Here is a 24,463-nt window from a genome sequence, read left to right on the forward strand (position 1 = left end):
CCCTGCGGTCAGGCGGCCTTGGCTGCGGTGGGGGTGAGCAGGTGTCCCATCGCGGCCAGGACGGACGGCTCCACGCGGTAGTAGACCCAGGTGCCGCGGCGCTCGGCAACGAGCAGGCCTGCCTCGCGGAGCTTTTTCAGGTGGTGGGAGATGGTCGGCTGCGAGACGCCCACGTCGGAGATGTCGCAGACGCAGGCCTCGTTGTCGGGGTGTGAGGCGACCTTGGAGAACAGGCGCAGCCTGACCGGGTCGCCGAGGGCTTTGAACATGGCGGCGGTGAGTTCGGCCTCTTCTATGGTCAACTCACGCTCGGTCAGGGCGGGGCAGCACGGCATGACCGGGAGCGCGGCGGCCGCCGACTCCTGAAGCTTTGACATGTGTCTATGTTGACACCGATAGAACCCTGGTGCCAAGATCACGTAATTAGATGTATGTCTAATCAAGGCTTGGGGGAAGCGGTTCATGGCAACACTCACGCAGCAGCGCACAGCGGTGGTGACGGGGGCGAGCAGCGGTATCGGGGCGGCCACCGCGCGTGAGCTGGCCCGGGCCGGCTTCGCCGTGGTTCTCACCGCCCGGCGGACCGACCGCCTGGAGGCGCTCGCCAAGGAAATCCAGGCCGACGGCGGAACGGCACGCCCGTACACCCTCGATGTCACCGACCGCGACGCCGTCGCCGCCTTCGCCGCCGGGCTGGAAGCCTGCGATGTGCTGGTGAACGTCGCCGGCGGCGCGTTCGGCGTCGAGGAGGTCGCCACCGCCGATCCCACGGACTGGCGGCACATGTTCGAGGTGAACGTGGTAGGCGCGCTGCAGATGACGCAGGCGCTGCTGCCGAAGCTGGTGGCCGGCGGTGACGGGGTGGTGGTCGTGCTGACCTCGACGGCCTCCTTCACCGTCTACGAGGGCGGCGGCGGTTACAGCGCGGCCAAGCACGGCGCGCACGTGCTCGCGCAGACACTGCGGCTGGAGGCAGTCGGGCAGCCGCTGCGGGTGATCGAGATCGCGCCCGGGATGGTGCACACCGAGGAGTTCTCCCTCAACCGCTACCGCGGCAACGCCGACAAGGCCGACGCGGTGTATGCGGGTGTGCCGGGCCCGCTGGTGGCCGAGGACGTCGCGGAGGTGGTGACGTGGGCGGTGACGCGGCCGCCGCACGTCAACGTCGACCTTCTGGTGGTGCGGCCGCTGGCGCAGGCGGCGCAGCACAAGGTGCACCGCACATCCTGAGCCGGCTCGCCCACCCTCGTGACGGGTGGCCAGTTTTCGCCCCGGCCATACACGCCCGAACTCCCCCGCCGTGCCGAGGGCCGCCTGGGTGGACAGCGGCCGGCACGCAAGAGCAGGCCCTCACCTCGAGCATTGACGGTTCGACCGATGCACGGCCGTGTGACACGTGTTGGTCCGATCGACCTACGTCCCGTGTGGTGTCCGCGGCTTTGCCCAGCGGCGGCGCCACAGTGGCCCCGACCCGTTGCACGTTCGAGAGGCGAACCTATGACCGTCGGGCAGATGCGGTACGGAGCGGCGAACTACGCGGAGGACGGCAGGACTGAACTCCATTCATCGAATCCTCTCCGCACCCTGGAGATCTGGTGCACCTCCCCCAACGGAATGGCGCTCTACGCGCTCGGGAATGCCCGCGGAGTGACCGGGTTCGCCGGCGACAACAACGCCATCGCGGTGTACGGGAGCACTTCCAGTGCACTGAATCACTGGGGCACGGGGGTGCACGGCTTCGCGCCGTACGGCATCGGGGTGGACGGCCTGTCCAATGAGGGCATCGGGGTCCGGGGCGTGATGACCGCGGACGGAGCCGGCAGGTACGGGATCTCCGGTGCCGGTCTGGGACTCAATAACATCGCAGTTGCCGCGTGGCCGACAACGGCCCGGGAGCCAAGGGAATCTGGGGAAAAGCCGAAAAAGGCTACGCCGGCTGGTTCTCCGGTCGCGTCTACGTCACCGGATGGCTGTACAAGGCCGGCGGCGGCTTCCAGATCGGTCACCCGCTCGACCCGGAGAACCGCTACCTGCGGCACTCCTACGTCGAATCGGACCAGCAGCTCAACGTCTACAGCGGCACCGTCGTCACCGGCTCGGACGGGACGGCCGTGGTGGAACTGCCCGACTACTTCGAGGAACTGAACCACGACTTCAGGTACCAGCTCACGGTGATCGGACCGGAGTTCGCGCAGGCCATCGTGAGTCAGGAAGTGAGCGACAACCGGTTCACGGTCAAGACGGACCGCCCCGAGGTGAAGGTGTCGTGGCAGGTCAGCGGTGTCCGGCAGGACCGCTACGCGCGGGCGAACCCGTTCTCGACGGAGGAGGAGAAGCCGGAAGACGAGCGCGGTAAGTACCTGCACCCCCAGGCGTGGGACCAGCCCGAAGAGAACGGGATCGACTACGAGCAGTGGGCAGCGCTCCGCGACTACAACGAGCACCCCACTCCTGTCCCACCCGATCTGCCCGACAAAAAGTGACCCCAGCCGCCCCTCCGACGGCCCGGCAGTCGGGCAGACGGTCGAGTAGACGCCCTTCGCGTTGCTGCCTGCGCCCGGGTTCCGGGCGCAGGCAGCAACGAGTGGCGGGGCGGGTTCAGCAGCCGGTGGCGCCGGGGGCGTCGAACAGTTCGGCGGCGTAGGCGGCCAGTTGCAGGGCGGCGGTCTGGTCGACGCCGAGCTCGGCCGCCGCGGCCAGCACGGCGTCCGCCGCGCTGGAGGCGGTGCCCAGGTGCCGGGCGGTGACGTGCAGCAACTGCTCGTGCTGCTCCGGGGACAGGCCCAGGCGCAGGGCGAGGGCCTCGCCGCCGACGGTGGCCGAGCAGACGCCGGTCTCGGGCAGTTGCAGTTCGACGGACTGGGCGGCGTCCATGTCGCCGGCCAGGGCCGCGGCGATGGAGCGGACCTGCTCGTAGCCGGTGAGCATCAGGAAGGTGGGGGCGCGGCCGTAGCTCTTCATGCCCACGGCCCAGTAGCCGGGCTCGGGGTGGGCCAGTTCGCGGTAGCCGTGGGGGGTGACGGTGCCGCAGGAGTGCTGGTTGGGGTCGATCAGGGGTGCAAGGGCACGGGGGGCGGCCATGATCGGGTCGAGTTCCAGGCGCAGTTCGCTGCTGATGCCGTGGTCGGGGCGGAAGCCGGTGGCAGCCACGATGCGGTCTGCGGTGACGGTCTGCTCGGTGCCGTCGGGGCCGCGGGAGATCAGCTGGACCTGGTCCCGGGCGGGGTCGTCGCCCAGGCGACGGATGGTGTGGGTGCGGAAGTTGGCGGCGAGGGTGACGCGGCCGGTGTCGACGAGCATCTTCAGGCCGGAGCCGAGGGCGCCGCGGGCGGGCAGTTCGTCGTCGCTGCCGCCGCCGAAGGAGGCGGCCGGGTCGGTGGCGCGGATGGCCCAGGTGATGGTGGTGCCGTCTTCGGCGTCCGCGAGCTCGGCCAGGGCGAGCAGGGTGTTGGCGGCGGAGTGCCCGGCGCCGACGACGACGGTGTGGCGGCCGGCGTGCTGGGCGCGGTCGGCGCCGAAGACGTCGGGCAGGCCGTGGGTGATCCAGGCGGCGGCGTCCGGCTCGCCGAGGGCGGGCAGGCCGTTGGCGCCGACGTGGTTGGGCTGGCGCCAGGTGCCGGAGGCGTCGATGACGGCGCGGGCCAGCAGTTCCTCGCCGTCGGCCAGGCGCAGCACGAACGGGGCGTCCTCGCGGCCGGCGGTGCGCAGCCGGTCGATGCCCAGGCGGCTGATGGCGGTGACGGTGGCGTTGAAGCGGATGTGCGGGGCCAGGGTGGGGAGTTCGGCCAGGGGCTGCAGGTACTGCTTGACCAGGTCGCCGCCGGTGGGGAGTTCGGTGGCGTCGGGTTCCTGCCAGCCGGTGTCGGCCAGCAGGCGGCGGGCGGCCGGGTCGGTGTTGTACTCCCAGGGGCTGAACAGCTGGATGTGGGACCAGGCCCGGACGGCTGCCGCGGGGGTGTCACCGGCTTCCACGACGGTGAAGGGAACGCCGCGTTCGAAAAGATGCGCGGCGGCCGCCAGGCCGATGGGGCCGGCTCCGATCACGGCGACGGGAAGCTGGTCGAGGCTGTGGTCAACCACGGTGTGGTGTCCTTTCAGGCACTGGGGCAGGCAGCGATGGGGGTCAGGCGCCGGGCGCGGGTTCGTGCGAGGCAGGGCCGGCGGCTGCGGCCTCTGCCTGCGCGCGCTCGGCGGCGCGCTGCTGGACCCGGCGCTGTAATTCGGCGATGGCCGCGCAGCAGGGGCTGGCGCCGTCCGCGGGGGCGTCGGCCGGGGCCTGCGGCGGTATCTGTTCGCTCAACGAGGTCGGCTCCTGTCGCGACGGGCCCGGCGGCTGCCGGGAAGGGTCCCGCATCACAACCGCCTATATAGATAAACGACGAATCAACTTCCAGAGTCGCCGCTGATTCGATGAATGTCAACCTGGCGGCGCGACATCGCCGACTGTGACGAGGGTCACTTTGAGCCTCGTTGCGTCTGGCCCCCTGAGGAGCCAATCTCGACACATGTCGAAACAACGGGGGGAGTTCGGCACGGGCAACCAGCCCGCGCCGTAACGCCATTGGGAACCGGCGGCTGATGCCGAAACGCCGCCTTCGGCCCGTGAACCGCACGACGCGCTCGCCACGCGCCGCGCGGTCCGCCTGACGGGACCGGCCGTTCCCTCACCCCTCGCACACCCTTTCGGGTGCACGCCCGCCACCGGGCCCGGCACTGTCGCCGGCCCGCCCGCGTGCACGCCATGGGCCTTCCCGTGCTGCGCACCGTGAACGGCTTCGCCATGCCCGGAAGGACACCCATGCCCCACGACCCCACCACCACGGCCGCAGCCGGTGAGCCGATCGCCATCGTCGGCATGGCCGGACGGTTCGCCGACGCCACCAGCCCGCAAGAGCTCTGGGACATGCTGCTGCAGGGCCGCGACGCCATCACCGAGATACCTCCCGATCGCTACGACATCGACGCCGTCTACGACCCGGCGCCCCGCACGCCCGGCCGCACCGTCAGCCGGTGGGGCGGCCTGCTGCGCGACATCGACGCCTTCGACGCGGAGTTCTTCGGCATATCCCCCCGCGAGGCCGACCGGATGGACCCCCAGCAGCGCCTGCTGCTGGAGACCGCCTACGAGGCCCTCGAAGACGCCGGCCAGCCGCTGGGCCGTATCTCCGGCACCGACACCGGCGTGTTCATCGGGCAACTCGGCGGCGACTACTGGCACCTGCAGTACGCCGACCGTGACCAGCTCGACCTGTACGCCATGACCGGCGCCGCCTCACGCGCCATCACCTCCGGCCGCCTGTCCCACGCCTTCGACCTGCGCGGCCCCAGCTTCACCGTCGACACCGCCTGCTCCTCCGCGCTGGTCGCCGTCCACAACGCTGTCCAGGCGCTGCGCCTGGGCGAATGCCCCCTGGCCATCGCCGGCGGCGTCAACATCGTGCTGCTCCCCGAGGAAGGCGTCGTCTACTCCGGCGCCGGCATGCTCGCCTCCGACGGCCGCTGCAAGTTCGCCGACGCCTCCGGCGACGGCTTCGTGCGCAGCGACGGCATCGGCGTGGTGGTCCTCAAGCCGCTGTCCGCGGCGCTCGCCGACGGCGACCGCATCCGCGCCGTCATCCGCGGCTCGGCCGTCGGCAACGACGGCCAAAGCAGCGGCTACCTCGTCACCCCGGCCGTCGAAGGCCAGCGCGACGTGCTGCGCCGCGCCTACGCCAACGCCGGCGTCGACCCGGCCGACGCCGACTACGTCGAGGCCCACGGCACCGGCACCAGCGTCGGCGACCCCGTCGAACTGCAAGCCCTGGCCGACGTCCTCGGCCCCCGCGAAGACGGCCACCACTGCCTGGTCGGCTCGGTCAAGACCAACATCGGGCACGCCGAAGCCGCCGCCGGCATCGCCGGCCTCATCAAGGCGGTGCTGTGCCTGGAACACCGCACCGTGCCGCCCAACCTGCACCTGAACAACCCCAACCCGGCCGTCGCCTGGGACACCCTGCCGCTGACCGTCCCCACCCAGGCCACCGCGCTGCCCGACCGGGGCCGGCCCGCCATCGCGGGCGTGAGCAGCTTCGGCTTCTCCGGCACCAACGCCCACCTGGTCATCGAAGCCACCCCGCAGCCCATCCCCGCCACCACCCCCGCGGCCGACGAGCGCACCGAGCTGCTGGCCCTGTCCGCGTTCAGCCCCGAAGCCCTCGCCGATCTGGCCCGCCGCACCGCCGACCACCTCGACGGCGACGGCGCGGGCCACAACCTGCGCGACATCTGCCACTCCGCGGCGCTGCGCCGCACCACCCATGACGCCCGCCTGGCGCTGCCGGTCGACAACCACACCGACGCGGCCGCGGCGCTACGCGCGTTCGCCGACGGCCAGGACGAGCCGGGCCTGTCGTTCAGTGACTACACCGACCCCACAAGCCGTCCCCGGATCGCGTTCGTCTTCCCCGGCCAGGGCTCCCAGTGGCCCGGCATGGGCCGCGAACTGCTGGAGAGCCAGCCAATCTTCCGGCAGGCCATGGAGGCCTGCGACGCGGCGATCAAGAACGAGACCGGGTGGTCGGTCATCGAGCTGCTGCGCTCCGCCGACGAGGAGCGCATGAAGGAACTCGACGTCATCCAGCCCACCTTGTGGGCCATGGAGATCGCACTGGCGCAGCTGTGGCGGTCCTGGGGCGTGGAGCCCGACGTCGTCATCGGGCACAGCATGGGCGAGTCCGCGGCCGCCTACATCTGCGGCGCGCTGTCCCTGGCCGACGCCGCCGCGGTCATCTGCCGCCGCAGCCGGCTCGCCAAGCGCCTGTCCGGGCGCGGCACCATGGCCTGGGTCGCGCTGCCCGCCGACGAGGCCGCCGCGGCCCTGGCCGGCCACGAGGACCTGGTGGCCGTCGCCGCCGCCAACAGCCCCACCTCCACCCTGCTGTCCGGGGACGGGGACGCCCTGGCCAAGGTCCTGGCCGCGCTCGACGCTCGCGGCGTCGACACCCGCAAGGTCAACGTCGACTTCGCCTCGCACTGCCCGCAGATGGACGCCCTGCGCGAGGACCTGCTCGCCGAGCTCGCCCACCTCACCCCCAAGGCCGGCAGCATCCCGCTGCACTCCACCCTGCTCAACCAGGTGATCGACGGCTCCGGGATGGACGCCGAGTACTGGGTGCGCAACATCCGCCAGCCGGTCGACTTCGTCGGCGCCGTCCGCGGCCAGCTCGACCTGGGCGAGACCGTGTTCGTCGAAGTCAGCCCGCACCCGCTGCTCGTGGCCGGTATCCGCGAGACCAGCCGGGCCCACACCGGCAGCGACACCACCGCGGTCGGCAGCCTGCGCCGTCACACCGGCGAACGCGCCTGCCTGCTCACCCACGCCGGCGCCCTGCACACCGCCGGCACCGCCCTTGACTGGAACGCGATCACCGACGGCGGCCGCTTCGTGCCGCTGCCCGCCTACCCCTGGCAGCGCACCCGCCACTGGATCAGCCCTGTGCCGGCTGCTGCGGCCGAGGCCAAAACGGCCGCCGCACCCACGCAGGCCACACCGACCGCGGATCAGCGGGCCGTGCACCCGCTGCTGGGACGCCCGATGCCCGCGCAGGGCACCACCTTGGTCTGGCAGGGCCCGCTCGACCTGGCCGCCAACGCCTACCTGCGCGACCACCGCATTCAGGACACCATCATCCTGCCGGGCACCGCCCACCTCGAGCTCGTCGCCGCGGCCGCCCGCACCGTCCTGGCCAGCGGCCCGCTGTCGGTGACCGACGTGCACTACCACCGCGCGCTGTTCCTCGACGACCACGGGCCCGCGCCCGAGGTCAAGGTCACCCTCACCCCGCGCCCGGACGGATCGCTGCACTGCCGCATCCACAGCCGGCAAAACGACGAGAGCGGTGAGGACGGCGAGTGGCTCCTGCACACCGAGGCCACCGCCCGCACCTCCCACTCCCCCTCCCCCGCCGCGCCCGAGCCGCTGGAGGACATCCGCGGCCGCTTGGGCCAGCACCAGGACGCCGCCGGCTTCTACCCCTGGAACGCCGAACGCGGCAACCAGTGGAACGGCACCTTCCAAGGCATCCGGGAACTGTGGCGCACCGACGGCGAGGTCCTGGCCCGCCTGGCCTGCCCCGCCCCGCTCACCGACGCCCTGGCACGTCACCACTTCCACCCGGCCCTGCTGGACGCCAGCGGCCACGCCATGGCCGCCGCCCGGCCGCTGACCGTCCCCGGCGAGGAGGGCGTCTTCGTCCTCGGCGGCATCGACGAGGTCGTCTTCCACCAGCAGCCGCCCGCCTCGCTGTGGAGCCACGCCAGGCTGCTGCCCGCCCCGCGTGAGGACTCCTTCAGCGCCGACATCGACATCCGCGCCGATGACGGGCGCCTGATCGCCCAGATGCGCGGCCTGCGCCTGCAGTACCTGGCCGGGCACGCCCCCGACCCCCTCGCCTCCCGCCCCAAGGACACGCCCGTGACCGACCCGACCCCCGCACCCGAGCCCGCCGCTGCAGGCGGCAGCGGCATGGACAGCTGGCTGCACACCCTCACCTGGGACAGCGCCCCGCTGCCCACCCCCGACGGGTCTTCCGGCGCGGACGGCTTCTGGCTGGTGCTCACCGACAGCGGCCCCACCGGCCGCGCCCTGGTACGGGAGATGACCGGCCGCGGGCAGCGCGTCGTGGCCCTCACCACCGGATCCGGCCGCACCGCCGGGGCCGGGGACCGCTACCGCATCGACCCGGCGCGCGAAGACCAGTACGCCCACGTCCTGAAGGACATCGCCCGCGACGGCACCTGCCGCGGCGTCATCCACCTGTGGGCGCTGGACGCGCACGCCAGCCTGGACGCCACCGACACCGAGATCCGCCGCGCCCAGCTGCTGGCCGCCCACAGCGTCCTGCACCTGACGCGCGCCCTGGAGCAGCAGGACCTGGGCTGGCCGCCGCTGTGGCTGGTCACCCAGCTCGCGCAGGACACCGGCAACGGCGACGGCGTCCGCAACCCCTTCCAGGCCGTGCTGTGGGGCCTGGGCCGGACCCTGGCCGCCGAAGCGCCCGCGCTGGCATGCCGCTTGGTCGACCTGGACCGCTCCGCCGCCAGCATCACGGCCCTGGCCGACCTGCTGCACCGCCCCGACGCCGAGGACCAGATGGCCCTGCGCGACGGCCACCGCTACGCCGCCCGGCTGCGCCCGGCCCCAAGCCTGGCGGCCGCCCCGCGTGCCCTGTCGCTGCCGGCCCCCGGCGTGATCGACGACCTGCAACTGCTCGAGGTGCCCCGGCGGGACGTCGCCGCCGACGAGGTACGGATCCAGGTCAGCCACGCCGGCATCAACTACCGGGACGTGCTGCTGAGCCTGGGCATGTATCCCGGCCAGGACGACCGGCCGCCCGTCATGGGCTGGGAGTGCTCCGGCACGGTCACCGAGACCGGGCCCGCCGTCACCGGTGTCGCCGTGGGCGACGAGGTCGTCGCCTTCGCCGAGGGCGCCCTGGCCGGGGAGGTCGTCACCCGCGCCTGCCTGACCGCTCCCAAGCCCGCCCGCCTGACCTTCGCGCAGGCCGCGACAGTGCCCGCCGCCTACCTCACCGCCTACCACGCCCTTGCCGACCTGGCCGGCCTGCGGAAGGGCCAGAAGATCCTCATCCACTCCGCGACCGGCGGAACCGGGCAGGCCGCACTCAACATCGCCCGCTGGAAGGGCGCCCGCATCTTCGCCACCGCCGGCAGCGACGCCAAACGCGACCTGCTCAGGCAGCTGGGGGCCGAGCAGGTCGCCGACTCCCGCTCCCTGCAGTTCGCCGACGCCTTCCGGCCCACCGGTGGCGACGCCGGCTTCGACGTCATCGTCAACACCCTGGCCGGCGAGGCCATCGAGGCCAACCTCGCCCTCATGGCGCCCTACGGGCACTACCTGGAGCTGAGCAAGCGGGACATCCTCGACAACAACCCGCTCCCGCTCGGCCCGTTCGCCCGCAACCTGTCCTTCCACGCGGTCGACGTCGTCCACATGATCCAGCACGCGCCCGAGCGGGCCGGGCGGGTCCTGCGTGACGCCGCCGCCCTGATCGACCAGGGCGCCCTTCAGGCCCTGCCGCACACCGCGTTCCCCGCCGAACAGGCCGCCGACGCCTTCCGCCTGATGGCCCAATCCCGCCACACCGGGAAGATCGTCCTGTCGTTCGACGGCGCCGCCGCCACCGGCGCGGCGGCCCCTGCCCCGGCCCGCACCCGGCCCGCGGCCATCCACGCCGACGGCACCTACCTGGTCACCGGCGGCGCGGGCGGCATCGGCGGCCGCCTGGCGCTGTGGCTGGCCGACCAGGGAGCCCGCCACCTGCTGCTGACCGGCCGCAGCGCCCTGCCCGACCCCGGCACTCCCCTGCCCGAAAGCCACCCGCAGGCCGGCTCCCTGGCCGTGATCAAGGAACTGTCCGACCGCGGCGTGCACGTCACCTACGCGGCCGTCGACGTCGCCGACCAGCACGCCATGCGCGACCTGCTGCAGTCCCGCAGCACGCAGGGCCTGCCGCCCGTGCGGGGGGTGTTCCACGCGGCAGGCGTCATCGACTACGCCCCGCTCACCGACCTGGACCCGGCCGGCCTGGAGCAGGTCCTGGCCGCCAAGGTCTCCGGCGCCTGGAACCTCCACCGGCTCCTGAACGGCCACGCCCTGGACGCGTTCGTGCTGTTCTCCTCCGGCTCCGCGCTGCTCAGCTCCCCCATGCTCGGCGGGTACGCGGCCGGGAACGCGTTCCTGGACGCCCTGGCCCACCACCGGCACGCCCACGGCCTGCCGGCGACCGTGGTCAACTGGGGCTTCTGGGACAGCGTCGGCATGGTCGCCCGCAAGGAACAGCAGGAAGAGCGCACCCTGCTGCCGCAGGGCATGAACTCCTTCAGCCCTCAGGACGGACTAGCCGTTCTGGGCCGGATCCTTGGCGAGGGCCGGCTGCACACCGCGGTGCTGCGCGCCGACTGGCTGGCCTGGGCCGCCGCCTACCCGTCGGCTGCGACCGCTCCCCTGCTCACGCTGCTGACCACCGCCCGGCCCGCAGCCAAGCCCGCTCCCGCCACTACGGCGGTGCCGGCGCCCGCCCCCGCACCGGCGGTGGCCGACGAGCCGGCCGCACCGGCGGCTCCCACTCCCGCTACTGCGGCGGCCGCGCCTGCGCCTGTGGCGGCCCGGCCCGACACCGCCGCCGACGAGGACGTCCTGGCGTTCGTCAAGCAGGAAGTCGCCCTCGTCATCGGACTGCGCCCCGAACGCCTCAACCTCAGCCGACCCCTCAACCGGCTCGGCATGGACTCCCTCATGGCCGTCGAGCTCCGCAACCGCATCGAACGCCGCTACCACGTCAAGCTGCCCATGGTGCAGCTCCTCAAGGACGGCACCATCACCACCGTCGCCCAGGCCCTGACCACCGCACTCGCCCCCGCACCGCAGCCCGCCGCAGCGGCGCCGGCTCCCGCACCGGCCGCCGAGTCCTCCCCCGCTCCTGTACCGGCGGTGGCCGAACCGGTGGCGGCCGACGCAGCAGGCGAGACCGAAGCACCGGCCCCCGGCGCCCCGGCGCCTGCGCCTGTGGCGGCCCGGCCCGACACCGCCGCCGACGAGGACGTCCTGGCGTTCGTCAAGCAGGAAGTCGCCCTCGTCATCGGACTGCGCCCCGAACGCCTCAACCTCAGCCGACCCCTCAACCGGCTCGGCATGGACTCCCTCATGGCCGTCGAGCTCCGCAACCGCATCGAACGCCGCTACCACGTCAAGCTGCCCATGGTGCAGCTCCTCAAGGACGGCACCATCACCACCGTCGCCCAGGCCCTGACCACCGCACTCGCCCCCGCCGACACCACGGCCTGACCCGACGAGGACCTCGCAGCCCATGAAGACCACCGACATCCGCATCGCCGGACTCGGCACCTACATCCCCGACATCGTCGACGCCCGCAAGGCCGTCGCCCTGGGCCTGTACGACGCTGACGACTACGAGTTCTACGGCTGGACCGGAGCCGCCGTCGCCGACGACATGCCCGCCCCCGACATGGCCATCGCCGCCGCCCGTCAGGCCATGGAACGCTCCCGGCTCCACCCGCACGACATCGACCTGCACATCCACGCCTGCGGCCACGAGCAGGGCCCCGAAGGCTGGTCGCCGCAGCACTACATCCTGCGGCACATCACCGACCGCGACGTGCCCTCCTTCCGGGTCTGGCAGGCCTGCAGCGGCTTGATCGGCTCCCTGGAGATGGCCGCCTGCTACCTCATGGCCGTCCCCGAACGCACCACCGCACTGCTGACCGGCGCCGACAACGTCGGCACCCCCAACTTCAACCGGTGGGCATTCGGCATCCAAAACGGCGTCCTGGGCGACGGCGCCAGCTCGGTCCTGCTGTCCAAGACCGACGGCTTCGCCAGCCTCCTGTCGATCAACACCGGGTCCACCGCCGAAGTCGAGGAGCAGTACCGCGGCTCGGAGCCGCTGTTCCCGCCGTCCCTGACCGTCGGCCGCGGCATGGACTTCAAGGAACGCCTGGCCGCCACCGGCGGGCTGGAGGAGACCGTCGCCGAAGTCGTGCGCCGCCAGGGCGAGCTGCGCACCGAGATCGCGCTGCGCACAATGGCCGAGGCCGGCCTGGAACCGGGCGACGTCACCCGCGTCGCCCACGTCTTCACCGGCCAGGAGAGCTACCTGAAGGTCATCCTCGACCCGATGGGCCTGTCCCCGCAGCAGGGCCTGCTCGACTTCGGCCGGAACCTGGGCCACATGACGGTCAACGACCAGATCGTGGGCCTGACTCACCTGGTCGAGACCGGCCAGGTCGGGCCCGGCGACCACGTCCTGATCGTCGCTCACGGCGGGGGTGTCTCCATCACCTGCGCCGTCGTCCGCATCGACCAGCGGCCCGTCTGGGCCGCCGGCTGAGCACCCCCGCACCGTGTGCCGGCCCCGTCACGGGGCCGGCACACGGGCATGACCACCCGCTGGCACCACCACATCCCAGGGATTGACGTCCATGCTGACCACTGCCGCATCACCCTTGCTCAACGCCGAGGCGCTGATATCCACCTTCGGCCTGCTCGGCATCATGGCCACCGTCTTCGCCGAGTCCGGGCTGATCGTCTGCTTCTTCCTGCCCGGCGACTCGCTGCTGTTCACCGCGGGCCTGCTGGTCGCCAACGACCAGATCCTGCACCAGCCGCTGTGGCTGGTCATGCTCGCCATCGCCGTCGCCGCCGTGCTGGGCGACCAGTTCGGCTACGCCTTCGGCCGCAAGATCGGGCCGACGCTGTTCCGGCGGCCCAACTCGCGGTTCTTCAAGCAGGAAAACGCCCAGCGCGCCCAGGAGTTCATGCTCAAGCACGGCCCCAAGGCGCTGGTGATGGCCCGCTTCATCCCGGTCTTCCGCACCTTCATCCCGATCACGGCCGGCGTCGGACGGATGGCGTACCGCACGTTCTTCCTCTTCAACGTCCTCGGCGCCGTGCTGTGGTCGGTCAGCCTCACCCTGGTCGGCTACTACCTCGGCCAGGTCGCGTTCGTCCGCGACAACATCGAGGGCATCGTCATCGGCATCGTCCTGGTCTCCGGAATCCCGATCATCATCGAGGGCATCCGGATGCGGCGCCGTGCCCGCGCCGCAAAGACCGAGCAGACCCCCGCCGCCAGCCCGGAAACGGAGATGCCCCGCGCATGATTTCCGCTGAAGACTTCTGCGACATCCTCGCCGACCGCGGCTTCACCACCGCCAGCGGTGTGCCCTGCTCCCACTTCGGCGGACCGATCGCCCACCTGAGCACACAGCCCGGCCGGTACGTGCCGGCCCCGAACGAGGGCAGTGCCCTCGCAGTGGCGGCCGGCGCCGCCCTGGCTGGCCGGCGCGCCTACGTCATGCTGCAGAACTCCGGGCTGGGCAACCTCATCAACCCGCTCACCTCGCTGGTGATGACCTACCAGCTGCCGATCCTGACCTTCACCAGCCTGCGCGGCTGGCCCGACCCGGCCACCGACGAACCCCAGCACGCCGTGATGGGCCCGGCCACCCCCGCCCTCCTGGACAGCGTGGGCAGCCCCCACTACACGCTGCACGCGGCCGACACCGCCGAGGAGTTCCAGGCGATCCTCGACGCCGCGGAGAAGGATCTGGCCGCCCAGCGGGCGCCGTTCGTACTCGTCGAGCGCGGCGCCATCGGCAAGGCCACAGCTTCGGCCGAGCCCGCTGCCCAAGGCCTGGAGGCGGCCGTGGCCATCGGTGTGGTCACCGCCGCCGCACCGCAGGCCGCGGTCATCGCCACCACCGGCTACACCGGACGGGACACCTTCGCCGTCGCCGACCGGCCCGGCAACTTCTACATGCAAGGCTCCATGGGGCACGCCGGCTCCCTCGGCCTGGGCGTGGCGTTGTCCCAGCCGGAGCGGACCGTGGTCGTGCTGGACGGGGACGGGGCGGTGCTGATGCACCTGGGGGCGCTGTCGATGATCGGGCACGAGGCTCCGGCGAACCTGATCCACGTGGTGCTCGACAACCGGGTGCACGAGTCGACCGGCGGGCAGGCGACGACGTCGGCGACCACCTCCTTCCCGCAGGTGGCGCTGGCGGCCGGCTACGCCAGCGCGGTGGCGTGTGACAGCAGCGACGCACTGGCCGAGGCCATGGGGCGCGCGCAGGCCGTCCCGGGTCCGCACCTGATCAGTGTGCGGACGCTGCCGCGGACCGGGGCGATCCCGCCGCGGGCGACCAACGCGCTCAGCACGCTGGACATCCGCGACCGCTTCCAGGCCAGCCTCACGCAGTAACCAGGGGCCTGCCCCATCACATGCCAAGGGCCGTACCCCGCAGGTCGGGGGTACGGCCCTTGGCATGTGGAGTTCGGGTCAGCTGCCGGCGGCCGCCAAAGGCGTGTCGGCCTCGGGGTGCAGGCACGCCGCCACCGTCTGCGGGTCCAGTGCGGCCAGGCTGGCGATCATCCGCAGCGGCTCGGCCAGAGTCTGGCAGCACATCACGTACTGGTTGCTGCGGCCCTGGGGGATGGCCTCCACCAGCTGCTGCTCCCGCAGCGGGGCCAGGTGGTGGCTGACCAGGGTCTGGCTCAGGCCGGTCGCTTCCTGCAGCTCCTTGACCGTGCGGGGCCGCTGGGCGATGAGCAGGATCAGCGTCAGCCGTGTCTCGTCGGCCAGTGCCCGCAGCTTGGGCGCCAGCATCTGGGCCCGCTCGCGTTCACTGAGCCACTGGGCGGGATCACTGACCGCGACCTTGAGCTTCGACGGCCGGGCCATCGCCACCTCCTCGTCACCCCCGGGCGAGCCGGCTGGCCCTCCCGCTACGGGAACGCACCGGGCAGGCCGGGCGGTGCCTTCGATCCTACGCACGGCGTTCCTCCCGGTCAGTTACGAGGTGGCGTGAACGTCGGCGCTGCCGGGCTGGGTTGCCGGCTCGGCCTGCGCGGTGCCGTCGTCGTCGGTGGTGCGGGCGCGGGGCAGGACGATCGCCGAGGCGACCGCGCCGGCCAGGGCGATGCACACCGCGATCAGCAAGGTGGTGGTGAAGCCGCCGACGAAGGCGTCCTGGGCGGCCTGCAGCACTCGCTGCCCGGCCGCTCCGCCGACTTCCTGGGCGACCGCCGAGGCGCCGGCCAGGGACTCGCGTACGGCCTCGCCTGCCTCGCCGGGCAGTTGGGCGGCCTGCGGGAGGTCATCGCGGTACAGGGTGGCGATCACACTGCCGCTCACCGCGATGCCGAGCGCGCCGCCGACCTGCATGCCGACGTCGGCCACCGCGGATCCGGCGCCGGCCTGGCGGGCGGCGGAGACCACCAAGATGGCGTCCACGGCGGCCGGCAGCGCGATGCCCATGCCCAGCCCGAACACCGCCAGCCCCCACAGTGCCTGGGCCTGGTCGTCGACCTGGAGTCCGGCCAGCAGGCCCAGGCCTGCCGCGCACAGCAGCAGCCCGATGACCACGGTGGCCTTCAGCCCGGCGCGCTCCACGAGCTTGGCCGACAGCGGGGCGCCGACCATCATGGTGCCGATCGCGAGCATCCGCAGGCCCGCGCCGAGCGGGTCCAGCTCGAGCACCGACTGCAGGTACTGCGTCAGCAGGTACAGGCCGCTGTAGAGGCCGAAGGAGGTGCAGGCGATGGCCAGTGCGCCGCCGCCGTAGCGGGCGTTGACGAACAGACCGATGTCGATCATGGGGTGAGCGGTGCGACGTTCCCAGACCACGAAGGCGACCATGAGCGCGACACCGATCGCGAGCGAGCCGAGGGTGACGACGTCGCCCCAGCCGTAGTGCGGGGCTTCGACCAGGCCGTAGACGATCGCGACGAGGCCGGCCACCGACAGCAGGGCTCCGGTCAGGTCCAGGCCGGGGTGGCCTTCGGCCTTGGACTCGGGGATCAGCTTGGCGCCGCCGATCAGGGCGATCGCGGCCAGGGGGACGTTGATGAGGAACATCGAGCCCCACCAGAAGTGCTCCAGCAGCACGCCGCTGACCAGCGGGCCCAGCGGCACGCCGACGGCTGCGGCACCGGACCAGATGCCGATGGCCTTGCCCTGCTCCTCGGGCGGGAAGACGTCCTTGATGATCGCGAGGGTGGCGGGCATCATCAACGCCGCCGCGATGCCCATCAGGGCCCGGAAGGTGATCAGCAGTTCGGGGCTGGAGGCGAAGGCCGCGCCCAGGCTGGTCACCGCGAACGCGGCCAGTCCGATGGCCAGCAGCCGCTTGCGGCCGAACCGGTCGGACAGGCCGCCGGCCATCAGCAGCAGGCCGCCGAAGGCCAGCGCGTAGGAGTCGACCGTCCACTGCAGCTGGCTGCTGGTGGCGTCCAGGTCCTTTTGGATGCTGGGCAGGGCCAGGTTCAGGATCAGGGTGTCGAGCCCGATGAGGACCAGGCTCAGGCACAAGATGGCCAGGATCTGCCATCGGCGCGGGTGTCCGGCGGGGCGGTTCACTAACAGGTCTCCCTCAACGGTGCGGAAATAGCAGCGCTGGTGCGGTGGTTGTGCACGCGCGGGAAGGGCGGGCGCTGCTCGATCGGAGTGGCCGGGGACTGCCCGATGACCGCGGGGTGTTGGCGCCGGCCAGTCCCGGCCACCCCACAGAGGTAGCAGCAGATCCTGCTATCAACAGCAAACGCTGTTGAAAATGGGCGCCCGATCCCATGCGTTCCGGCCATCTACCCCACTCCCCCCTACCCGTTGGTAGACCGGCAGGTCTCACCGCGTTGACGTGGTCGAACGTAAATTCACCAGCGCGGGAGCGCTCCCACGAACCAACCGGTCGGAATCTTGAGCCTCCCGGCACGGTCGACGGCCCGTCATATGCCAAGGCCGCAGATCAGCTTCGGTTCGCCGGGCGGCGGGGCCGCCGACGACACGCCCGGGGAGCCGGCCTTGCGGGTATGGCGCAAAACGCTCACCGTCCGACGGCCGATCCTCGAACACTTTGACTGTCATCGATAAATTGAGCGTGAAGCAGCACGAGGGGGGCCTGTGCGGGTTCTCTTCCGGATGCACAGGGGGGGGGCTGAAAACGTGCGCGCAACAACCGGCAGGCCGTCGCTTTGTGCGGTCACCTCCGGCCCGGCCGCAGGCAGCCCCGCCGCATCCTCGCATTCTCCGGGCCCGCGCGTGGCGGCGCGGTCCCTGACATCTCCCCAGACACCAACCACGGCAGCGGCCCACGCGGTCGGCACGCGCACCGCTGCCCTCCCGAGGGTGGAACCGTCAACGGCGACGGCTGCGTTCCAGGCCCTCTGAACCCTGTTCCGAAAGGGAAAACGATGTCAGTCTCTACGCAGCCGCGCCTTGCCCTGGTGGGAGACCGAGGCAATCACAGCGAGCCCTCCCACCCCAAGATCGACGCAATGCGTGAGCAGTGGGACCTGGCCACGGAGTGGATCCCGACCGTGGACATCCACGACGCGTCCCTGCTGGAGGGCTTCGACGGCATCTGGGTGGTTCCCGGGGCGCCGTACTTCAACCAGAAGGGCGTGCACATCGCCGTGCGGCACGCCCGCGAGAACCAGCTGCCGTTCCTGGGCACCTGCGGCGGCTTCTTCAGCGCCCTGATCGAGCACGCCCAGAACGTGCTGCACCTGCCGGCAGCCGAGGGCGTGGACGAGGACCCGGAAAAGCTGATGCCGCTGGTCACGCCGCTGTCGTGCTCCTTCCGCGGGGAGAAGGCCCCGCTGACGGTCCGGGAGGACTCCCTGCTCGCCTCGATCTACGGCACGACCGAGGTCGACGAGATCTTCCACTGCGACTACGGGCTGACCGACGAGTTCATGGACGACGCCAGCCAGGGCGCCCTGCTCATCAGCGCCTGGGACCGTGACGGCGCGCCCCGCGCGCTGGAGATCACCGGCCACCCCTTCTTCATGGGCAGCCTCTTCCAGCCGGAGCTGTCCTCCGAGCCCGGCGCCGAACACAAGATCCTGCAAGCCTTCCTGGCGGCCGTGCGCACCAAGGCCGCCGCCCTGCAGGCCAAGACGGTGGCCTGACCTCCTACAACTTCAGCAGTTCACGCGGCCGTGCGCCCCAGTGGCGCACGGTCCCGGGCACCGCCATGCCCGCCTCGTTCTCCCACGCCAGGCGGAAGGATCCCTCACCTTCATGAAGCACGATCACAGCGGCCTGTCCCGGCGCAGTTTCGTTCGCGGCAGCGTCGTCGGCAGTGCAGGCATCGGCGGCCCGCTTCTGCTGCCGGTGGTGTCCGCAAACGCTTCCGGAACCTCGAGCGCCGGTTCCGGCACAGGCGCTCATGGCGCCGGTTCGGGCCAGGCGGGCGCCGGCGGTGTGCCGGCGGCGTTCACCGACCAGTCCGCGGCCCTGACCCCGGACCGCACGGTGGCCACGGCCTGCCAGTTCTGCAACTCCAACTGCCGGCTCAACGTCGATCTCAAGGCCGGCCGGGTGCTCGCGGTCCGCGGTGAGGACGACGACCCGGTGCAGCAGGGGCAGATCTGCGTCAAGGCCGAGATGATGCCCCAGCTCGTGTACAACACCGAGCGCCTGACCACGCCGCTGCGCCGGGTGTCGGGCAAGAAGGGCTCCTCCCACTCCACGTTCGAGGCCATCAGCTGGGAGGAGGCGCTGCGCACCATCGCCGCCAAGCTGCTGAAGCTGCGCGACGCCGGGCAGGCCCACACCATCGCCAACCGCACCACCGGGCGGCTGCCCCGCGGCACCGGATCGCTGGTGGCGCGGCTGTTCGCGATGCTCGGCAGCCCCAACAACACCGATGTCGGCCCGGTGTGCAACGACGCCGGCGGCAACGCGCTGGCGGCGACGTTCGGGCTGGGCAACTTCACCAACGGGTACGGCGTCGACGGCGCCACCGGCAAGGACGACCTCGGCTCGGCGCGCCACTACCTGTTCCTGGGCACCAACCAGGCCGAGACCCACCCGGTGACCTTCGACTACCTGCTGCGCGGGCGGGCCAAGACCAAGGCCACGCTCACCGTCGTCGACCCGCGGCTGACCCCCACCGGGGCGGCGGCCGACCGGTGGGTGGCGCCCAAGCCGCACACCGACCTGGCGCTGCTGCTGGCCATGCTCCACCACATCCTCGAGCAGGGCCTGTTCGACCGGCAGTTCGTCAAGCGGTGGGTGATCGGCTTCGAGGAGCTGCGCGCCCACCTGAACAAGCACCAGTACACCCCGGCGTGGGCGGCGAAGGTCACCGGCGTGCCCGCCGCGACGATCACAGCCATGGCCGAGGAGTACGCGTCGGCGAAACCGGCGGCGATCTTCTGCAATGCCGGGATCTCGCACCAGCTCGGCGCCTTCGACACCTACCGGGTGGCGACCTTCCTGGCCGCGGTGACCGGCAACATCGGCCGACCGGGCGGCGGCTGCAACTTCATGCACAACACCTGGCCCGGTGATCTGCACCTACCGCCGCTGGAGGCAGCGGTGCCCGAGCGGCGCGAGGCGCTGCCGGTCGGCCCGGACTACTTCGCCCAGTCCATCCTGACCGGTGAGCCGTACGGGCTGCGCGCCATCATCACCCAGGGCAACCCGCTGGTGTCGTCCGCCAACACCAGCAAGGTCCGCAAGGCCTTCGAGCAGCTCGACTTCTACGTCTACACCGGGCTGTTCATGGAGGAGGCCGCCTACTACGCCGACATCATCCTGCCGGTGTGCAGCGGCCTGGAGATGGGCGGCGTCTACATGCGGCGCGACGACCGGGCCATCCGCTGGCAGGAGCAGGTCGTCGACCGGGTCGGGGAATCCCGCCCGGACTGGGAGATCTGGATCGGCCTGGCGCACGCGCTGGCCGAGCTGGACACCCGCCGGCCCGCCCACGAGTGGCGCGAGGCCTTCCCGAAGCGGTGGATGGACTACCGGCAGCTGTGGGACGACTTCGTCGCCCACACCCCCGGCATGGGCGGCATGACCCGCGAGCGCATGGCACAGCGCACCGAACCGCTGCGCTGGCCGTGCCCCACCACCGACCACCCCGGGGTCAGCACCCTGTATCTGGACCACCCCAGCTGGTACGAGGCGGTCGAGTCGCTGGATGCGGCCCATCGCGGCAAACGCTTCCTGACCCCCAGCGGCAAGGTCGAGCTGACCACCCCCGAGCTGGACAAGCAGCTCGCCGTGACCGGGCACAGCGCTCTTCCGATCTTCTACACGCACCCGGAAGTCACCGGCGCTCACCCCACCCTCGCCTACAGCCGCAAGCTGGTCACCAACCCCATCAACCCGCAGGCGGTCACCCACCCGGTGCGGCTGGGCGTGCCCGGCAGCGACGAGGTGCACCGGCGTTTCCCGCTGATGGGCATGACCGGGCGTCCCAGCGTCGTCCACTTCGCCGAGGTCACCCACTGGACGGCCACCGGCAAGCAGCTCAACGGCATCCGCTTCGTGCAGATCCACCCCGACACCGCCCGCCGGTCCGGCATCGCCGACGGCGACGAGGTCCGCGTCGAAAGCCCCCGCGGCGCGGTGACCGGCACCGCGTTGCTGTGGGAGGGGATCCGGCCGGACACGGTGTTCGTGCCCAACACCTTCGGCCCGGCGCAGAAGGTCGGCGACGTCTTCGACGACCCGCGCTACGAGGCGGCCAACACCCTGCCCGACGACCAGTACTACGACAACCTCTCCGGCCAGCAGGCCTACAAGTGCTTCGCCTGCCGGGTCGTCAAAGCCTGACCCGGCAGACGAAACCGTGCGTCACCCGTCCCCCAACCATGGAGGCAGCCCATGACCACCACTCCTGACCCCCGTCTGAAAGCCGAGACCCTCACGGTTGTGCCTCTGGCCGCCTTCGACGAGACCGTGCGCGTCCTGGGTTCCAAGAGCTACACCAACCGGTACCTGGCCATCGCCTCCCTGTCCGGGCAGGAGACGGTCATCGACAACGCGCTGCTGTCCGACGACACCGTCTACCTCGCCCGCGCCATCGAGGCGTTCGGTCACGTCACCTGCGACATCGATCACGACGCGGCGCGGATCCGGGTCACCCCCACCCGGCAGCCCATGCGCGCTCCGGACCAGGACATCTTCGTCGGCGGCGCCGGCACCCCGCTGCGGTTCCTGATCTCCATGGCCGGGCACGCCGAGGGCACCACGGTCATCACGGGCAACGCCCGTATGCAGGAACGCCCCATGGGTGACCTCCTCAAGGCCCTGCCGGCCCTCGGTGTGGACGCCACCGCGGTCCGCGGCAACGGCAGCCCGCCGATCCGCGTGGTCGGCGGCTCCTTCAAGGGCGGCGCCACCAGCATCAGCGGCGCGGTGTCCAGCCAGTTCACCTCCAGCCTGATCATCAACGCGCTGCGCGCGGATAACGACACCGAGATCACCATCAGCGACGAGCTGATCTCCAAGCCGTATGTGGAGATGACCCTGGCCGCGCTGAAGGAGATGGGCGTGTCCGTCGAACGCGACGGCTACCGGCGCTTCACCGTCCCGGCCGGGCAGCAGGCACGCGGCGGGCAGGTCACCGTGGAACCGGACGCCTCCGGCATGTCGTACTTCCTGGCCGCCGCGGCCATCCTCCAGTCGCGGGTGACCATCCCCGGGATCGGCGCCGGATCCCACCAGGGCGACGTGCACCTGGTGGAGGCGCTGGAGCGGATGGGCTGCCACACCCAGGTCTCCGACAACGAGATCACCCTGAGCGGCGGCCGGTTGCGCGGCATCGACATCGACATGGAGGCCATGCCCGACGTCGTCCCGTCGCTGGCCATCGCCGCCGCCTACGCCGAGGGCGTCACCCGCATCACCAACATCGCCTCGCTGCGCGTGAAGGAGTGCGACCGCATCGCCGCGGTCACCACCGAGCTCCGCAAGATGGGCATCGAGGTCGAGGAGCACCCCGACGCGATGTACATCACCGGCGGCACCCCGCACGGCGCGGTCATCGACACCTACGACGACCACCGCATCGCCATGACCTTCGCCATCGGCGGCCTGCGCACCGAAGGCGTGGTCATCAAGGACCCCGGCTGCGTCGCCAAGTCCTTCCCCACCTTCTGGCAGGCCCTCGACACCCTGCACCCCACCCTGGAGAGCACCAAGTGAGCGCTGGCGGTGCTGAGGTCGCCGGGCCGGGCATCCTGCTGGTGCTGGACGGCTGGGGGCACGCGCCCCCGGCCGCCGACAACGCCCTGTCCGCCGCGCACACCCCCGTCCTGGACGAACTGGTGGCGCAGGGTGCGAGCACGTTCGCCGACGCGTCCGGCGAGGCGGTCGGTCTGCTGCCGGACACGGTCGGCAACTCCGAGATCGGGCACATGGTCATCGGGGCCGGCCGGCCCCTGCCCTACGACAGTCTCCTGGTCCAGCAGGCCATCGACTCCGGCGCCCTGCGCACCCACCCCGAGCTGGGCACGGTCCTGGAGGACGTGGCCGCCTCCGGCGGCGCCCTGCACCTGATCGGCCTGTGCTCCGACGGGCAGATCCACGCCCATGTCGAGCACCTCGGCGACCTCCTGGCCGCCGCGGCCGCCCACCGGGTGGGGCGTGTGTTCATCCACGCGATCACCGACGGCCGGGACGTCGCCGACCACACGGCCGGGGCCTACCTGCAGCGCGTGGCCGGCCTGGCCGACCAGGCCGGGACGGGACAGGTCGCCACGGTCATCGGCCGCGGCTACGCCCTGGACAAGGCCGGCAAGCTCGAGCTGACCGAGCAGGCGGTCGCGCTGGTCGCCGACGGCGTCGGCGCCCGCGTCGGCTCCGCGCACGAGGCGGTGACCGGCTCGGAGCGCGGTGATGAGTGGGTGCCACCGAGCGTGGTTTCCGCAGCCGGTGACGCGCGCGTCGCCGACGGGGACGCGGTGGTGTGGTTCAACTTCCGCAGCGACCGCATCCAGCAGTTCGCCGACGTCCTGGTGGAGCACCTGGCCGCGACCGGCCGCACGGTGGGCATGCTCAGCCTCGCCCAGTACGACACCCGCGCCGCGATTCCCGCCCTGGTCAAGCGCGCGGACGCCTCCGGCGGGCTGGGAGATGAACTCGCCGCGGCCGGGCTGCGCAGTGTCCGCATCGCCGAGGCGGAGAAGTTCGAGCACGTCACCTACTACATCAACGGCCGTGACAGCACCGTGCGGGACGTCGAGGAGCACGTGCGGATCACCGGCGACCAGGCGCCGGACTACCTGACGCGGCCGCAGATGAACCTGGACCGGGTCACCGACGCGGTCGCCAAGGCCGCGGCCCGCGACGACGTCGACCTGGTGATCGCGAACCTGGCCAACATCGACGTCGTCGGTCACACCGGCGACTACCAGGCCACCGTGACCGCGTGCGAGCACACCGATGCCGCGGTGGCCCGCATCCTCGATACGGCCCGCGGCAGCGGCCGCTGGGTGCTGCTGGTCGGCGACCACGGCAACGCCGAGAAGATGACCAAGCAGGCTCCCGATGGCACCACCCGCCCCTACGGCGGGCACACCACCAATCCGGTGCCGCTCGTGCTCGTGCCCGCCGCTGCGGGCACCGCGCCGGCCGTGCTGCCGCAGCAGGCCACGCTCGCCGACGTCGCCCCCACCGTGCTGCACCTGCTGGGACACAAACCCGGATCCGCCATGACAGGAAGGCCTCTACTGTGAGCCCGCTTCCCACCACCACTGCCCCCGCCCCGGCCGGCAGTACGCTGCCCGATCTGCTGGCGTCCTTGCACACCACCCTGCAGCCCGCGCCGGGCCTCACCGGCTGCCTGGCCTCCTCGCCGGTCGCCGCCGCTTTCGCCGAGGACTCCGTCGTCCGCCCGCTCACCCTCGCCGACGGGGTGTGGGCCGTGCTGCGGGAGACCGCCGACCGCTCCCGCGCCGTGCTGTGCCTGCACAATCCGTCCGCCGGCGCCGTCCGCGTCCCTCTCGACGCGGTCCTGCCCGGCCGGTCCGGTGAGCAGCTGCACTTCGTCAGCGGCGCCATGCACACCACCCAGGAGGGCGACCAGCACTACGTCCACCTGGACGCGTTCGGCCACGTCTGGCTGACCTACACCCCGTAAAGGAGGA

Annotated in this window: 16 protein-coding genes; 11 read left to right on the forward strand and 5 right to left on the reverse strand. The window is 71.7% G+C overall.

Translation table 11 applies throughout. From position 1 onward, the window contains the following. Positions 1 to 8: 8 nt before the first annotated feature. Positions 9 to 377 carry an ArsR/SmtB family transcription factor gene (locus B085_RS0104075; protein ID WP_026250652.1) on the reverse strand — a complete coding sequence of 123 codons (369 nt, stop codon included), beginning with the start codon at positions 375 to 377 and terminating at the stop codon, positions 9 to 11. A gap of 85 nt (positions 378 to 462) precedes the next feature. On the opposite strand from B085_RS0104075, the gene B085_RS0104080 reads away from it, so the two are divergent. After that, positions 463 to 1,230, forward strand: a complete 768-nt coding sequence (locus tag B085_RS0104080) for an SDR family NAD(P)-dependent oxidoreductase (RefSeq protein ID WP_018557282.1) — start codon at positions 463 to 465, stop codon at positions 1,228 to 1,230. Positions 1,231 to 1,874: 644 nt separating this feature from the next. Further along, on the forward strand, positions 1,875 to 2,483 hold the full coding sequence (locus tag B085_RS0104085) for a hypothetical protein (protein WP_018557283.1): 609 nt from the start codon (positions 1,875 to 1,877) through the stop codon (positions 2,481 to 2,483). A gap of 115 nt (positions 2,484 to 2,598) precedes the next feature. Here B085_RS0104085 and B085_RS0104090 read toward each other — a convergent pair whose 3' ends face one another. Then, positions 2,599 to 4,080: an NAD(P)-binding domain-containing protein gene (locus tag B085_RS0104090; protein ID WP_018557284.1), complete on the reverse strand. Its 1,482-nt coding sequence runs from the start codon at positions 4,078 to 4,080 to the stop codon at positions 2,599 to 2,601. Between the two features lie 43 nt (positions 4,081 to 4,123). Further along, the gene (locus B085_RS49100; protein ID WP_018557285.1) at positions 4,124 to 4,300 is read right to left on the reverse strand and encodes a hypothetical protein; all 177 of its coding nucleotides are present in this window, start codon (positions 4,298 to 4,300) and stop codon (positions 4,124 to 4,126) included. Positions 4,301 to 4,798: 498 nt separating this feature from the next. Here B085_RS49100 and B085_RS0104100 point away from each other — a divergent pair, with 498 nt between their 5' ends. The 4 genes from B085_RS0104100 to aepY all read left to right on the forward strand — a co-directional run bounded on the left by B085_RS0104100 (position 4,799) and on the right by aepY (position 14,780). Continuing rightward, a complete protein-coding gene (locus B085_RS0104100; RefSeq protein ID WP_026250653.1) occupies positions 4,799 to 11,845 on the forward strand; it encodes a type I polyketide synthase in 7,047 nt (2,348 codons plus the stop codon). A 22-nt stretch (positions 11,846 to 11,867) separates the two neighbouring features. Next, entirely contained in the window at positions 11,868 to 12,908 is a 1,041-nt protein-coding gene (locus tag B085_RS0104105; RefSeq protein WP_018557287.1) for a ketoacyl-ACP synthase III family protein, read from the forward strand. 91 nt (positions 12,909 to 12,999) lie between these two features. Further along, the gene (locus B085_RS0104110) at positions 13,000 to 13,680 is read left to right on the forward strand and encodes a DedA family protein (RefSeq protein ID WP_026250654.1); all 681 of its coding nucleotides are present in this window, start codon (positions 13,000 to 13,002) and stop codon (positions 13,678 to 13,680) included. Further along, positions 13,677 to 14,780, forward strand: a complete 1,104-nt coding sequence (gene aepY, locus B085_RS0104115; protein ID WP_018557289.1) for a phosphonopyruvate decarboxylase — start codon at positions 13,677 to 13,679, stop codon at positions 14,778 to 14,780. Before B085_RS0104110 ends, aepY begins: the two co-directional genes overlap by 4 nt. A gap of 78 nt (positions 14,781 to 14,858) precedes the next feature. Here the strand turns inward: aepY and B085_RS0104120 are convergent, their stop codons facing one another. Both B085_RS0104120 and B085_RS0104125 read right to left on the reverse strand, forming a co-directional pair. After that, a complete protein-coding gene (locus tag B085_RS0104120) occupies positions 14,859 to 15,260 on the reverse strand; it encodes an ArsR/SmtB family transcription factor (RefSeq protein ID WP_018557290.1) in 402 nt (133 codons plus the stop codon). Between the two features lie 111 nt (positions 15,261 to 15,371). Continuing rightward, the gene (locus B085_RS0104125; protein WP_018557291.1) at positions 15,372 to 16,937 is read right to left on the reverse strand and encodes an MFS transporter; all 1,566 of its coding nucleotides are present in this window, start codon (positions 16,935 to 16,937) and stop codon (positions 15,372 to 15,374) included. A gap of 830 nt (positions 16,938 to 17,767) precedes the next feature. On the opposite strand from B085_RS0104125, the gene B085_RS0104130 reads away from it, so the two are divergent. The 5 genes from B085_RS0104130 (at position 17,768) to B085_RS0104150 (ending at position 24,456) form a co-directional block, all read left to right on the forward strand. Continuing rightward, complete coding sequence (locus B085_RS0104130; protein ID WP_037731208.1) at positions 17,768 to 18,487, forward strand: glutamine amidotransferase-related protein; 720 nt, start codon at positions 17,768 to 17,770, stop codon at positions 18,485 to 18,487. Between the two features lie 112 nt (positions 18,488 to 18,599). Beyond that, positions 18,600 to 21,146 carry a molybdopterin-containing oxidoreductase family protein gene (locus B085_RS0104135; protein WP_018557293.1) on the forward strand — a complete coding sequence of 849 codons (2,547 nt, stop codon included), beginning with the start codon at positions 18,600 to 18,602 and terminating at the stop codon, positions 21,144 to 21,146. A gap of 51 nt (positions 21,147 to 21,197) precedes the next feature. Then, positions 21,198 to 22,520: a 3-phosphoshikimate 1-carboxyvinyltransferase gene (aroA, locus tag B085_RS0104140; RefSeq protein ID WP_018557294.1), complete on the forward strand. Its 1,323-nt coding sequence runs from the start codon at positions 21,198 to 21,200 to the stop codon at positions 22,518 to 22,520. Continuing rightward, a complete protein-coding gene (gene gpmI, locus B085_RS0104145; protein WP_018557295.1) occupies positions 22,517 to 24,052 on the forward strand; it encodes a 2,3-bisphosphoglycerate-independent phosphoglycerate mutase in 1,536 nt (511 codons plus the stop codon). Before aroA ends, gpmI begins: the two co-directional genes overlap by 4 nt. Next, positions 24,049 to 24,456, forward strand: a complete 408-nt coding sequence (locus tag B085_RS0104150; protein ID WP_018557296.1) for a hypothetical protein — start codon at positions 24,049 to 24,051, stop codon at positions 24,454 to 24,456. The genes gpmI and B085_RS0104150 overlap by 4 nt, the downstream gene beginning before the upstream one ends. The last annotated feature ends 7 nt before the right edge of the window (positions 24,457 to 24,463 follow it).

It is taken from the genome of Streptomyces sp. BoleA5 (genome assembly GCF_000373665.1).
GTDB lineage: Bacteria > Actinomycetota > Actinomycetes > Streptomycetales > Streptomycetaceae > Actinacidiphila.

What these genes read in the sequence shown, in the direction of transcription:
- B085_RS0104100 (WP_026250653.1), top strand. Translation starts at nt 4,799, where the DNA reads ATGCCCCACGACCCCACCACCACGGCCGCAGCCGGTGAGCCGATCGCC.
- B085_RS0104075 (WP_026250652.1), bottom strand. Translation starts at nt 377, where the DNA reads ATGTCAAAGCTTCAGGAGTCGGCGGCCGCCGCGCTCCCGGTCATGCCG.
- aepY (WP_018557289.1), top strand. Translation starts at nt 13,677, where the DNA reads ATGATTTCCGCTGAAGACTTCTGCGACATCCTCGCCGACCGCGGCTTC.
- B085_RS0104105 (WP_018557287.1), top strand. Translation starts at nt 11,868, where the DNA reads ATGAAGACCACCGACATCCGCATCGCCGGACTCGGCACCTACATCCCC.
- B085_RS0104130 (WP_037731208.1), top strand. Translation starts at nt 17,768, where the DNA reads ATGTCAGTCTCTACGCAGCCGCGCCTTGCCCTGGTGGGAGACCGAGGC.
- B085_RS0104110 (WP_026250654.1), top strand. Translation starts at nt 13,000, where the DNA reads ATGCTGACCACTGCCGCATCACCCTTGCTCAACGCCGAGGCGCTGATA.
- B085_RS0104080 (WP_018557282.1), top strand. Translation starts at nt 463, where the DNA reads ATGGCAACACTCACGCAGCAGCGCACAGCGGTGGTGACGGGGGCGAGC.
- aroA (WP_018557294.1), top strand. Translation starts at nt 21,198, where the DNA reads ATGACCACCACTCCTGACCCCCGTCTGAAAGCCGAGACCCTCACGGTT.
- B085_RS0104120 (WP_018557290.1), bottom strand. Translation starts at nt 15,260, where the DNA reads ATGGCCCGGCCGTCGAAGCTCAAGGTCGCGGTCAGTGATCCCGCCCAG.
- B085_RS0104135 (WP_018557293.1), top strand. Translation starts at nt 18,600, where the DNA reads ATGAAGCACGATCACAGCGGCCTGTCCCGGCGCAGTTTCGTTCGCGGC.